The following is a 12996-nucleotide window of genomic DNA, read 5'->3' as shown; positions in this document are numbered from 1 at the left end:
GTCATTAGTCCTTAGTCATTAGTCCTTAGTCATTAGTTATTAGTTATTGGTTATTAGTTGTTAGCTGGTGTGATTTTTTGGCAGTCGTTATTCCACAGTTATTCGTTGTTATGCCAATCCTGAAAAGTATGGCTACATATAGATTGTTGTACGCGATCTCTGTAGGACACGGCACGGATCCCTATCCGGCGCGGGTAGCTGCGACTTTTAAATTGGTATAAGATTGAGCATTGTAGCAATACTTTTTTAAATTGGTATTAACTACTGACGGCTGACTGCTGACTAATGACTATTGACTGCTGACTCTTGACTAAGGCAATTGCCGTTTAAGTGCTGCCAGAGATGCCCAGCGACTATCAGAGACTGTTTCAGAGCTTTCTGTCTCTTCTGCATCCTCATTTAAATCTATTCCCGGACATTCAGTATCGCATAGCTGTTTGTGCGGCAGTTCCAAACACATTTGCTGGTACACCCAATCACTCGGAGAGAAAGAGCCTGCTGGCGACAAATTTTCCACCAAATCTTCTAAATCAACTTCAAATTCTCCTGAACTTGAATCCAACTGACTCGGTTTTTCTTCGAGCCAAATTATTTCAGATGATTGGAGTTTCAAACGGTGATTGTATTGTTTCAAGCATCTGTGGCAGGTGAGAGTAACAATTGTTTCTGCTTTCGCCTTCACCTCAAGATAATTCCCTTGGTGAGTCACTTGTAGTCGCCCCCGCACCGGAGTAAGAGTTTCTAAATCGGGGATAAATTCTTCAAAATCAATGACCTCTTTCCGCTCAGTTTTTGTGAGGAGATGAGGGATATAAATTGTCTCCATAATAATCTCTCGCCGTTTTATTATGCTTGTCTCAACGCACAAGTCAAAAGTCAAAAGGAATAGCTAATTTTTCGCTTTTTCCTTTTTCCTTTTTCCTTTTTTCTTTTTTCTTTTTCCCTGTTTACCAGAAAGAATTGGTTTAAAGCCGGAACCATGATCTGGAGAAATTAAAAGAAGACTATTCATTACTCCAATCCTCTTCCTTCCAGGTAGAGGTCGCTACCCGTGCGGTCAACTGTCAACTGAAGGTCAGCGCAGCCGCACTACCAAACGCCGATCGGGTTCTTGTCCTTGACTGTAAGTTTCTATATCCTCACATTCGCTCAAAAAGCTGTGGACTTGACGGCGTTCTGCCGAAGACAGCGATTTGAGCTCAAATTCAACTCCCGTCGAACGCGCTTGATCCGCTGCGTATTCTGCCATTGATCGCAATTCCTCTTGGCGGCGGATGCGATAGCCATTGAGTTCAACTGTATAAGGAATTGACTCCTCTACTTCCTGACCTATATTCTGAACCGTGTTGCAGAGGTACTGAATGGCATCTATTACATTACCGTCAGGCCCGACTAAAATTGCAACTTGTTCTGCCGTCAGATTGCTTTCATCTATTGTCATCCAATAGCAATCTTTTTGTTGTTCGCATACCACTTTTGACGGAAGGGCGGACAGTTGTAACAATTCTTCTAACCATTGCTGTCCGCGCTGCATTTGAGAGTCTTTCATTGTTGTTAAAATCAAGCCTTTTTCTTAGAACGCTTGGGCTCAAAGGGAAGTGCATCTAATCCCTGTTCTTTTTGGGTTTTCGCCTCTGCTTCGTCTACTATTTTTTGGAGATTTTCCGGTAGCGGTTCTCGCGACAAAATGAACGACTGAACAGTCTGAAAGATGTTAGCTATCAGCATATACATCAACACGCCTGCAGGCAGCGGGAAGAACAAAAACATCCCCGAAAATATGACTGGCGTCAGTTTGTTGACTGTAGCCTGTTGGGGGTTGTCGTTTGGTCCTTGTGCTTGTCCTGAAAGGGTTTGGTTGATATACAAACTGATGCCGAAGCCCAGGATCATCACCAAAATATCCCAGTGGATTGTACCATCTGAGTCGATCGCGCCAACGCGGCCAAGAGCTTCAATAAACAGGAATCCTTTGTTAGTAGCCAATCCGGGGATTGTGCCTTGAACTGTGGCTTCACCGGGCGCTAAGGCTGTGATGTTGCCCTGTTCGTCTACCTTGACAGTTTCTTCGCCTTTGATGACTGTCCAGCGGGGTTCAAAGTCGATTTCGCTCTTATTTTCTGCCGCTAGCGCTTTGAGAGGTTTGCCTTCTGGGGTTTGAAAATTAATCTTGGTTGTGTTGCCGACTGCGAGTTTGTCGCCGCCTGGAATTATGCCCACAACAGGAGCATGAAAAGTACCTGTGACGTAAATATTTTGTGGCGGTGTAGCAAAAGCTTGCGGTTGAACACTTTCGATTTGTTCTTTCGGCAAAACTTGAACGTTGACGCTGTAATTTATGTCAGAAAACGGCGAACCTCTGAGCGTTGCAAACAGTGCAAACAGCACTGGCATTTGCAGCACCAATGGGAAGCATCCTGCTAGAGGATTACCAAATTCTTTGTATACTTTGCTCATTTCCTCCTGCTGTTTTGCAGGATTTTCTTTATAAAGTTTTTGAATTTGATCTACTCGCTCTTTCATCAACGGCTGCGCTACTTTCATGCGCCGCATATTGCGAAGAGAGCCTGCATTGAGAGGATAAAGAGCAAAGCGAATCACGAGCGTCAGAGCTACGATCGCTAAACCGTAGCTTGGCACGATCCCGTAGAAAAAATCTAGGATCGGGAGCATGAGGTTGTTGGAGAGAAACGAGATACCGAAATCCATTCGCTTTGAGTTAATTTAGGTGCTCTATGTTTGCTGTTGAGAACTATTTTTACCCGCTGAAGGCGAGCCGCCTCAATTTTTAAGGTTTTGTCTCTATCTTAGGACATTGCCCGTCGATCGACCGCCCGCTAGCGGTTTGTTGTAATGAGTTTGCCAATACTCGCACTGAATTGGGCCTCGAATCAGGGTGAAAGCGGTTCGGTTATTTAGCTTCGGCCGCGTTTGCTTTTTGAGCTGCTGCGGGCAGTTTTTCGTTAATGTAGTCATACATTGCTCGAAATTTCGGAATAGCTCTTAGTTCCAAGCGGCTGCCATTTTTCATGGTGAGCACCATGTCTCCGTAAGTCCCGAAGCCACGAGGTACTGTGACAATTTTGACTATATCTGAGTAGATAACGTCTGTCTGATCGCCCCCCATCCAACCGCTTGTTACGGACACTCGGCGGCTCGTGATCCGATAGCGCAGCCACAGAGCCCGGACAATTGCTCCTACTGCGAGGGGGATTCCGACGACTGTCAGCCCTAGGAGTAAGTTGATGATCAAGTCTCCCGGCGCCGGGCCGCCTTCATAATATACTTCCTCTCGAATTCCCATCTAGTACCTCGGCTTCTACCAACAACTGCTCTAATTCTTGCAGAATTTCTGCATAATTGCACTCTTGTGCGATCGGACGCACGACAATTACTAAATCCCACCCGAATTTTAATCGGGGCAATAGCTGTCGCAAAGCTGCCCGAATCTGACGCTTAATCCGGTTGCGGACTACAGCGCGTTTGCTAACCTTCAGGCTGATGGAAATGCCTGTGCGAGTTGGCTGCAAGGATTTTTGGGCTGTCGGTTTGCTTAATTCGACGCTTTTGGGTTTACGCAGAGCTCTTAAGCTGAAATGGGCCGAGTTACGGCGCATTCCCTTGCGGTATACGGCGCTGAAGTCTTTTCGGTGCTTGAGTCGGTTTGTCTCGGGCAACATGGCGTAGGGCGATCGTTGAGGCTTCTCAACCTTGATGCAGTGCTAGACTGCGAGGCGGTGGCGACCTTTGCTGCGGCGGGCTTTGATTACCAATCGACCGGTTGCGGTACGCATTCTGGCGCGAAAACCCGATGTTCTTTTTCTTTTGCGGCTGGTTCCGTGCAGGGTTTGCTGTGTCATTTTGATTTCTCCCGGCTTGTTACTTTACTTTTGATTAATATTCACAATCTTCTAGTATACCATAGAGTGTTTTTCTTGGCAATAATATTTTTATGATTTGAAATGAGAGTAAGACTGAAGTTGCGCTCGCAGCCTTGAATAATTAGTAAAGCCTATAACGCCGACTTCTGTTGACAGCATTACGAAAAGAATTGCATTTTGGAAAAACAATGTGTTAATAAGAAGCTTTAAAAACTTTGCGCCGATTGTTGATCTAGCGTCTGAAAAGAAATGATTGGGATATGCGATCGAGCATGATGTAGTTGCTAAAAAAAGTTCGATCACCCTTAACCAAAAACATCAGATCCTCCCACATAAGGCACTGTTAACGCAATCGCCGCCACGATCCCGGTAGTGTCATGGTAGTATCTAATGAAGTTAGACCATAAGTGTCAGCTCCGCTCTTTCTCATCGATCGAGTGGACTTTTCACCCCCCCACCCACCTCGATTTAATAGATGAGTATAAATCATTGTCATTTGCACATCTTTGTGTCCGAGCAACTCCTGTACAGTACGAATATCGTATCTAATATATGCGTGGCCAAACTATGACCCAGAGTATACTGTAACGCAGCATCAAAAATGCAGATAGAAATCGAAGACCTTACGAACCCGGACGTGCACGCCCTACTACATGAACACTTGGCGGATATGCGAGAGCACTCGCCCCCTGGGAGCGTTCATGCTCTAGATCTGGACGGACTTAGGGCGAAGTCAGTTACTTTCTGGACTGTTAGAGAGTCTAGCGAATTGATGGGCTGTGGAGCGTTGAAGGAGTTGGATTCGCGATGGGGCGAAATCAAGTCAATGAGAACCTCCAAAGCACACTTGAGGAAGGGTGTCGCCACTAAGTTGTTAGAGCACATCCTTGACGAAGCAAAACGCCGACGGTACGAACGCGTGAACCTAGAAACCGGGTCAACAGATGCGTTTAAACCTGCAAGGTTGCTCTATGAGCGTTTTGGTTTTACTCGATGCCAACCCTTCGCTGACTACGAAGATAACTCTTTCAGTGTATTCATGACTATCGAGTTGTAGGTATATCAACGTCTAGAACCCCTGCCTTAAGCGGGCTGAATACTCTCATAATTCTCGCTGCTTGCTTGTGTTTTGCCGATGCCTAACAACGCCCCTGCACCTGACCGTACAAGGTTATCTACGAGTGTTCCAAGTGACTAGCGCTAGGTGATGGACACCGTTATCTCGGGAAAGTTCTGAGTTGGGGCAGTAAACAGCTTAGATAGATCGCCATTCATCACAAACCAATAACCCGTGTTCGCTCTGGTGAACGAGATTTCGGTTTCGTTTTGACTACCAGATCCCTAACTTTCCAATATGATATGGCAAGGGCGCTCCCCCTTAACCGAAAAAATCAAATCCCCGACTTCTTTGAAAAGTCGGGGATTTCGCCTGCAATGATGGGTAACAGCCAGAACCGCCGACATCAAAGAAAACCACAGTTAAATTCATCTGTGTATCCGTGTCATGTCTTCCCTCATTTCAATTCCACATTTACCGTAGCAGACATCCCCGGCGCAATTCGCGATTCATAGCCTTTAATGCTTTCAGCATCAAATACAACTTTCACAGGAATCCGTTGCACGACTTTGGTGAAGTTTCCCGTAGCATTATCGGGAGGCAATAAGGAAAACTGAGCGCCAGAAGCAGGGGAGAAACTATCGAGATGACCTTCAAATTTGCGACCACCAAAAGCATCTAATTTGATTTCTACTTTTTGGCCTGGTTTCATGTTGGCCAATTGCGTTTCTTTGAAGTTGGCAATTACCCACAAATCGTTACTGACGATCGCCATTAACGGAGTTCCCTGCTGCACCCGCTGCCCGACTTCAACCGATTTGCGGCCAATTTGTCCGGCGGCGGGAGCAGTAATATTCGTGTAGGAAAGTTGCAGTTGAGCGTCTTTAACCGCAGCTTCCGATTGCCCGATCGCAGCTTTAGCAGCATCATACTGCGATCGACTGACTTTAGTTTGTTCGCCCGTAGCTTGCGCCTGTTGCAATCCGCCCTTTGATGCAGCAAGTTTAGCTTCAGCGGTGCTGATGCCTTCTTGGGCTACAGCGACTTTAGCTTGGGCGCTGGCGATGCCGACTTTGGCTTGGGCGACTTGAGCTTCGGCTTGTTTAACTCCTTCTTGAGCTTGCGCTACTGCTGCGATCGCTGCGGTTACGCCTTCTTTGGCTTGGGCTAAGCGCGCTCTAGCTTGGGCAATTCCTTGTTGGGCTGCGGTGGTTTGGCCAGCGGCTACTTCGTAGGCTGCTTTGGATGCTTCTAATTGCTGACGACCGATCGCACCTTCTTGCTGCAAACTTTCGTACCGTTTATAATCTGCTTGCGTTTTCACGAGATTAGCTTGCGCTTGCACTAGCTGAGCTTGCGCTGCGGCAATGCCGGCTTCGGCTTCCGTCACTTTAGCTTCAGCTTGGGGAATTCCAGCTTCAGCTTGGGCGACTTTGGCTTGCGCTGCGGGCACGCCGGCTTCGGCTTGGGCGACAGCAGCTTCGGCTGCGGGTACGCCTTGTTGGGCTTCTCTAATTGCTGCTTGGGCGGTGGAAATGCCAGCGTTGGCGCTGCCGATATCTCCTTGGGCTTGGGCTGTTTTGCCTTGGCTGGTTTGAGAGGCTAGGGAAATGTTGGCTTGGGCTGCTTCGGCTTGGCGGCGGGCGTTTTCCAAGGCGGCTTGGGATTGTTGCAGTTTAACTTGGTAGTCGCGGGGGTCGAGTTTGATCAGCAGTTGTCCGGGTTTTACTTGTTGGTTGTCTTCTACCAAGACTTCGCCGACTGTACCGTTGATACGGCTGCTGATTTGGTGGATGTGTCCGGCAACTGTGGCGTTGTCGGTTTCTTGGTGGATGGAGGCGTATTGCCAGTAGTGGTAGCCGAAGCTGCCGGCGGCGATCGCCCCTAGGCCCAGCGCTGCTAATATCAACGCTTTCGGGGCTTTTTTCTTCGGCGTTTCAGGAGGCGACAGGGGTGCTTGCAGTTCTGTTTCTGCGCCTGTTTTGACATCAGGGGGGGCGCTGATTTCTGTTTCTGGGGCTGGTATGACAGGCACCATTTTAGCTTGGGTGTTGTCGTCGATCGGCTTTTCTAATAGGGCGACTGCTTTGCCGTTGCCGTTACCGTTGAATTCTGCTGGGTTGATTTCGTTTGAACCTTTCATGGTATTTGACTCCTGATACTTTAGTAAGATGTCGTTTGTTTAGGGTACGTAGTTTTTATTTACTAAGACGGCTTTTTTTAAGAGTGCGTAGTATTTTGCGGTTATGTGTAATGTACTGGAGGTAGATGCTGCTGGACTTCACTCAAAAGATTGATTTGTTGGTTTAGGAGAGATTCAGGATCGCTTGATCGATCAGTTGGGAAAAGAGTTTTTGATCTGCCTGTGAAAAGCCCTCGACAGCTCGATCTCGGATGGCAGCTACCAGCGGGGGCAATACCTCTTGCAGTTCCCTGCCGGAGTCTGTTAGCCAAATGCGCCAAATGCGGCGATCGCGAGTGTCTCTCTCGCGACGGACTATGCCTCTTTCTTCCATGCGATCGAGCACGCCTGTCAGGGTTCCGCCTACCTGTTGCAGTTTGTCGCCAATGCTGGAAGTCGGCAAACCGTCTTCTTGCCACAAGCAGCACAGTACCAGCCAGTGAAAAGGTGTCAATCCAAAGGGTTCAAGTACCTCTTGCAGCCTGCGACTGCCTAACTGTGCCAGCAGTTTGAGACGGTAGCCCAGGCTGTGGGGGGCGAGAATGTCGTGCCACTGAGCTAGATGTGTGCGATCGACAGTGGATGTAGTAACCATCGGCTTATTACTTAGCGTTCGTACTATTAGTGTAAAATGCTTTTTGGGAGCTGTCAAGGGGTGCAAGCAGGTTTTTTGGCGATCGAATACTACCCTAAAACCGGAAATCCGCCCTCTGCCGGATATGTTAACAATTCTTATTGTTCTTAAACTAGAAAGAGTAAATGTAGTTTGCGATCAGAATTTATGTTGCTTCCAGCCGACCAACGTACCAAGTTAGACGACACCGACGATAATTTGTTCTATTCCTCTCCCCGGTTTGTGACGCACGTAGACGATGGATTCATTCAGCAACTGACCGATTTATATCGGGAACGCCTGAAACCGAATACTCGGGTTTTCGATATGATGAGCAGTTGGGTTTCTCACTTTCCCGACGAGATGGAATTTGCCCATGTTGAAGGACACGGCATGAATGAAGAAGAGTTGGCAAAGAATCGCAGACTGAATCATTATTTTGTGCAGAATTTGAACGCAAATCCTAAACTGCTGCTGCCGGATGCAGAGTTTGACGCGGTTGTCAACTGCGTTTCGGTACAGTATTTGCAGCACCCGGATGCGATTTTTGCCGAGATTCATCGGATATTGAAGCCGGGTGGCGTAGCAATTATCAGTTTTTCCAACCGGATGTTTTATCAAAAGGCGATCGCGGCTTGGCGGGAAGGTTCGGAGGGCGATCGGGTAGAATTAGTCAAGGGTTACTTTGATTCTGTCAAAGGAGCGAACATACCCGGATTTAGCAAGCCGGAAGTAATTGTTCGCAAGCCTAACTTGCCGAGTTTTATGCAAATGTTGCGAATAGGAAGCGGCGATCCGTTTTATGCGGTAGTTGCTTACCGCCAAAGTTAAGCAGAGAATGTTGAGGTTTCACTATATTTCAACCAAATCTCAAGTGTGCATGGGGCAGGCATTTTGCCTGCTCTCAAAAAAGCAATATACCTTGACATTTGTAGATCGAGATGAGAGGATATATTCACAATCTGATTAAACATCAAAAAAATGATGCGATTAATAGCAAGATTAAAGCCAATCAAAGAAAAGAAATATGTCATCATTTTTGTACTCAATTTTATTTTGCTTGCTCTCCTTACTAAATTTGATATTCAATCTAGTTCCGACGCTTCCAGGATAGCTACAGTTAAGTCTTTGGTAGAATATCATACTTTCACGATCGACAACTCTGTATTTGAGGAGCGTTCTAGATTATTTACTGTAGATAAGTATTTTTACAACAATCACTACTATTCTGACAAACCGCCACTACCAGCAATTATGGGAGCGGGGGTTTGTTTTTTGTTAAAATATATTCTCGGTATGGATTTTTCCAATAATTTTGAATTGACTTGTTATTTAATGACACTATTCACTGTGGGAGTTTCCTGCTGTATAGCTTTAGTTTATTTTCATAAAATCTTGCTAGAGATCTTCGACATAGATAAAAATTGGGCGAATTTGACAACATTTTTAGCAGCCACTGCAACTTTGCTTTTACCCTATTCAGTTGTATTAAATAACCACAGTCTGGCTGCAACATTCATTACAGTCAGCTTTTATTATTTGTTAAATTTTAACAAATCCAGGGATATGATTAGTCTTATTCTCTGCGGGTTTTTTATATCCATGTCGGGAAGCATTGATATAACGTGTTTTTTGTTTATTCCGTTTTATCTGGTGTTTATTGCTGGCAAATCTCTCAAAATGGCAGGATTGTTTTTACTGTCATGCCTCCCCCTAATTATTTGTTATTTGGGTTTAAATATATATCTTTCCGGTAGCATCGTTCCGCCAGCAATGAATGCAGCATTGTGGGACTATCCGGGGTCGATATTTAGCAAGCAAAATCTGTCGGGAGTAGCTAAACATAAGAACTTATTAGTATCGCTTAGGTATGCTTTTACTTTGTATTTAGGCAATAGAGGATTGTTCTCGCACACTCCTATCATGTTATTCTCAGTTATGGGGATTTGGGTATTTTTGCGACAAAAACAAATATCGTATAAAACGCCATATCTCTACGGTATCGCTGCCTCTGTAACTTTCATGCTACTTTATACATTAAGGAGTGTTGATTACGGTGGCTACTCCTATGGAGTGAGGTGGTTTGTTGCTCCTATGCTGATATTGTGTTTGCCACTAAGTCACATAGGAAACCTAGTTAGAAGCTCGCGATTCCTGAAAAAGTTTTTTGTAGTTATTGCGTGTATGTCGATCGCAATTTCTCTTGTGGGGACTTACAATCCCTATCCAAACGATACTACCGGGAAAGTAAGCCTTTCAGGCGGTTATGTTTCGGGATATACATTTCTGATTAATGCCAATAACATCGCCAATCACTCCTCAGTTATCTATAAAATTAGCTTCGCCGTCAGTGGTGTCGCAATATATTTTATGTTCAATAGGTTGTTGAAACAATTAAAGCCAACTCAAAATATCTCTCCCGATAATGTAGGGTAATAGCGCAAGGCAATCTCTCTAATGATGAAACCATATCAGCAAATAGCGATAGACGAATGCGGCGAGCCTTTAGTCCCAATTCCACCAGAACATTTTTCCTTTGAACTGCCGCACCCTTATCAAAAGCTGGGTGCTCCCTATCACAACAGCAAAGCAGATTCGCCTTACTATTTGCGACAAGGAGTTGTAGATAGTTTAATCGCCGCTCAAATGCAGATCCAGCAAACTCATCCAAATTGGAAAATTCTGATATTTGATGCTTACCGGCCGGTGGAAGTACAGCAATTTATGGTGGATTATACTTTTAATCAAATTGCCGTAGCTCAAGGCTGCGAATTTCCGGTTTCCGAAGACAAACGGCAAGTAATTATAGAACACGTATATCAATTTTGGGCCGTACCGAGCATGGATCGCGCGACGCCTCCCCCTCACAGTACGGGGGCAGCTTTAGATGTAACTTTACTGGATGACAATAATCTGCCAATTGATATGGGTTCTCAGATTGATGAAATATCAGAACGCTCTTATCCCGATTATTTTGGTAATAGTAATGACCCTCAAACACAGGAATATCACCATCGCCGACAAATCTTAAAAGATGCGATGATAGCTGCTGGTTTTCAGCAGCATCCTAACGAGTGGTGGCATTTTTGTCTGGGCGATCAGATGTGGGCTTGGTTGACAAATCACAACAATAGTGATAGTCAATTTTTTGCCCGATACGGTCGCTATTAAACCATTTTAGATAACTGAATGAGCGATCGACATAATAAATCATTCGGATAGCAACCGCCAAGATACTAAGAACCTTCTCAATTGCTGAAACCCTTGCTTTTATTAGTTCTTTCTTCCGACTTCCATCGAACTTCCGTCAACTGTCAACTGTCAACTCTTCCTTGTTCTAGGTCGGCTATTGCCAGCGGGGTAGCGGTGGTTTAAAATCAACGAGAGCGAACAAGTGCAGGCAAATCAAGCAAGCACTGCAAACCCTAAAGGATAACTCAGAGTTCACCCAATGAAAGCACTCATCCTCTCTGGCGGCAAAGGAACACGCTTGCGTCCCCTCACCTATACGGGTGCTAAGCAGTTGGTTCCTGTAGCAAATAAGCCGATATTGTGGTACGGAATTGAAGGAATTGTGGCGGCTGGGATTACGGATATTGGGATTATTATTAGTCCCGAAACTGGGGAAGAGGTGAAGACGAAAACAGGAGATGGATCTAGTTTCGGTGCAAAAATCACTTATATCTTGCAAGAAAAGCCGGCGGGGCTCGCTCACGCGGTAAAAGTTGCCAGACCATTTTTGGGCGATTCTCCGTTTATTATGTATTTAGGAGATAATTTAATTCAGAATCAGTTAGATCCGTTTTTAGAGATTTTTAACAAGCAGAAACTAGACGCTCTGATTTTGCTGCGTCCCGTTCCCAATCCCTCAGCTTTCGGGGTTGCAAAAGTTGATGAGAAAGGAAGAGTTTTGGAGTTAGTAGAAAAACCGCAAAATCCACCATCGAATTTAGCACTGGTGGGGATTTACTTTTTTGCTCCTAGTATTCACGAGGCGATCGATCAAATTCAACCTTCGCCCCGTGGCGAACTGGAAATCACCGATGCCATTCAACAGCTCATCAATAAGGAAAAACACGTAGAAGCCTGCAATTTAGAGGGTTGGTGGCTGGATACGGGGAAAAAAGACGACTTGCTGAGTGCCAACCAAATCATTTTAGATAGCTGTATCGTAGCTTCAACAGAATTAAAAGTAGACGCAAAAAGTCAAATTATCGGACGAGTGCAAATAGGGGAAGGAACGGAAATCATTAATTCTACCGTGCGCGGGCCGGTGGTAATTGGGGAAAATTGTCGCATTGAAAATTGCTTTATCGGGCCTTACAGCAGTATTGCCGATCGCGTGACGATGATTGATGCTGATATCGAACACAGTGTAATATTGCAAGGGGCGAAAATAGTTGGCATTCACCAGCGAATTGTTGACAGCGTGATCGGGCAGCGAGCTAAACTAACCAATGCGCCCCCCCGTCCAAAAGCTCTGCGGTTTATGATTGGTGATGACAGTCAAATTGAGCTAGTTTAAATTGACATATTGCCAATATCGGAAGCAATAATCCTGATTTAACAAGAGATGAATTTTCTTGTGAAGAGTAGGGGTTGGGCATCCTGCCCGCCCTTGAACAGGCAAGATGCCTGTTCCACAATTAGTTATAATGATTGAAACAACAAAGATGCCTGTTCCATAATAAGTCATAGTAAGTTATATAAAGGATAGGAAAGTTTGCAGTACGAAGAAATACCAACTCAACAGATAATACTTAAATTGCGACAAACTTTGGAGCCGCGAATTGGTATTGCTGAGCCGCCCCTGTTGGGAACAGAAAATAGTGCGATCGCCCAAAATGAAGATGACGAAGACATCGCCCTTTTAAAGGCAGGTTTCGACATTTATAACATCCCCATTACCTCTTACCAAAGGCGGCTGGGTTCCGCAGTCATCGCCGTTAGAAAAATAGTCCGAAAATTGCTCAGACCCGTACTCGAACGTCAAGTTATTTACAATTTCGCTAATACCAGGGTCGTGCACACATTGAGCATACAATTGCAAAAATTGCAAGAAAATCAACAAAGCTTAGAGAAAAAAATTCAAGCTGAATTCAGCAGCGGATCGGCGGAAGTTAGAGCACAGCTTGAGACTCAACAAAATGCGATCGCCACTTTTCAGTCGGAAATAGAGCGAATTAAAGCAGTGCAGCAGCAACATACTGCTATTTTAGAGAAGATTACCGCTGAATTGCTCGATCGACAAAAATAAAGCATC

Annotated in this window: 16 protein-coding genes; 6 read left to right on the top strand and 10 right to left on the bottom strand. The window is 45.3% G+C overall.

Going from position 1 to position 12996, the window contains the following annotated elements; genetic code table 11:
* Window positions 1–310: 310 nt before the first annotated feature.
* The 8 genes from QUA40_RS00295 to QUA40_RS28905 form a co-directional block, all read right to left on the bottom strand.
* Complete coding sequence (locus tag QUA40_RS00295) at window positions 311–826, bottom strand: YceD family protein (RefSeq protein WP_333120843.1); 516 nt, start codon at window positions 824–826, stop codon at window positions 311–313.
* 63 nt (window positions 827–889) lie between these two features.
* The gene (locus QUA40_RS00290; protein WP_333120842.1) at window positions 890–1012 is read right to left on the bottom strand and encodes a hypothetical protein; all 123 of its coding nucleotides are present in this window, start codon (window positions 1010–1012) and stop codon (window positions 890–892) included.
* A 63-nt stretch (window positions 1013–1075) separates the two neighbouring features.
* The gene (locus QUA40_RS00285; RefSeq protein ID WP_333120840.1) at window positions 1076–1549 is read right to left on the bottom strand and encodes a R3H domain-containing nucleic acid-binding protein; all 474 of its coding nucleotides are present in this window, start codon (window positions 1547–1549) and stop codon (window positions 1076–1078) included.
* 11 nt (window positions 1550–1560) lie between these two features.
* Window positions 1561–2709, bottom strand: a complete 1149-nt coding sequence (gene yidC, locus QUA40_RS00280) for a membrane protein insertase YidC (protein ID WP_333120838.1) — start codon at window positions 2707–2709, stop codon at window positions 1561–1563.
* Window positions 2710–2911: 202 nt separating this feature from the next.
* Window positions 2912–3304 (bottom strand): PH domain-containing protein, encoded by a 393-nt coding sequence (locus QUA40_RS00275; RefSeq protein ID WP_333120837.1) that lies wholly within the window; start codon window positions 3302–3304, stop codon window positions 2912–2914.
* Complete coding sequence (gene rnpA / locus QUA40_RS00270) at window positions 3276–3680, bottom strand: ribonuclease P protein component (RefSeq protein WP_333120836.1); 405 nt, start codon at window positions 3678–3680, stop codon at window positions 3276–3278. The genes QUA40_RS00275 and rnpA overlap by 29 nt, the downstream gene beginning before the upstream one ends.
* Window positions 3681–3722: 42 nt before the next feature.
* Window positions 3723–3860, bottom strand: a complete 138-nt coding sequence (gene rpmH / locus QUA40_RS00265; RefSeq protein ID WP_006632320.1) for a 50S ribosomal protein L34 — start codon at window positions 3858–3860, stop codon at window positions 3723–3725.
* Window positions 3861–4224: 364 nt separating this feature from the next.
* On the bottom strand, window positions 4225–4401 hold the full coding sequence (locus QUA40_RS28905) for a hypothetical protein (RefSeq protein WP_445301112.1): 177 nt from the start codon (window positions 4399–4401) through the stop codon (window positions 4225–4227).
* A gap of 81 nt (window positions 4402–4482) precedes the next feature.
* On the opposite strand from QUA40_RS28905, the gene QUA40_RS00255 reads away from it, so the two are divergent.
* Window positions 4483–4938, top strand: coding sequence for a GNAT family N-acetyltransferase (locus tag QUA40_RS00255; protein ID WP_333120835.1), 456 nt, complete (start codon window positions 4483–4485; stop codon window positions 4936–4938).
* A 457-nt stretch (window positions 4939–5395) separates the two neighbouring features.
* On the opposite strand, the gene QUA40_RS00250 is transcribed toward QUA40_RS00255, so the two are convergent.
* Window positions 5396–7081, bottom strand: coding sequence for an HlyD family efflux transporter periplasmic adaptor subunit (locus QUA40_RS00250; protein WP_333120834.1), 1686 nt, complete (start codon window positions 7079–7081; stop codon window positions 5396–5398).
* A gap of 163 nt (window positions 7082–7244) precedes the next feature.
* Complete coding sequence (locus QUA40_RS00245) at window positions 7245–7715, bottom strand: MarR family transcriptional regulator (protein WP_333120833.1); 471 nt, start codon at window positions 7713–7715, stop codon at window positions 7245–7247.
* Window positions 7716–7901: 186 nt separating this feature from the next.
* Between QUA40_RS00245 and QUA40_RS00240 the strand changes: the two genes are divergently transcribed.
* From QUA40_RS00240 to QUA40_RS00220, 5 genes are all read left to right on the top strand, one after another.
* Window positions 7902–8564, top strand: a complete 663-nt coding sequence (locus tag QUA40_RS00240) for a methyltransferase domain-containing protein (protein ID WP_333120831.1) — start codon at window positions 7902–7904, stop codon at window positions 8562–8564.
* A gap of 150 nt (window positions 8565–8714) precedes the next feature.
* A complete protein-coding gene (locus QUA40_RS00235) occupies window positions 8715–10169 on the top strand; it encodes a hypothetical protein (RefSeq protein ID WP_333120830.1) in 1455 nt (484 codons plus the stop codon).
* Window positions 10170–10193: 24 nt separating this feature from the next.
* The gene (locus QUA40_RS00230) at window positions 10194–10904 is read left to right on the top strand and encodes a M15 family metallopeptidase (protein WP_333120991.1); all 711 of its coding nucleotides are present in this window, start codon (window positions 10194–10196) and stop codon (window positions 10902–10904) included.
* Window positions 10905–11184: 280 nt separating this feature from the next.
* Entirely contained in the window at window positions 11185–12258 is a 1074-nt protein-coding gene (locus tag QUA40_RS00225; protein ID WP_333120828.1) for a glucose-1-phosphate thymidylyltransferase, read from the top strand.
* 198 nt (window positions 12259–12456) lie between these two features.
* Window positions 12457–12990 carry a hypothetical protein gene (locus tag QUA40_RS00220; RefSeq protein ID WP_333120826.1) on the top strand — a complete coding sequence of 178 codons (534 nt, stop codon included), beginning with the start codon at window positions 12457–12459 and terminating at the stop codon, window positions 12988–12990.
* Window positions 12991–12996: the final 6 nt, after the last annotated feature.

Source organism: Microcoleus sp. Pol11C3 (genome assembly GCF_036701485.1).
Lineage (GTDB): Bacteria > Cyanobacteriota > Cyanobacteriia > Cyanobacteriales > Microcoleaceae > Microcoleus.
This window is presented reverse-complemented; position numbering and strand designations above follow the sequence as displayed.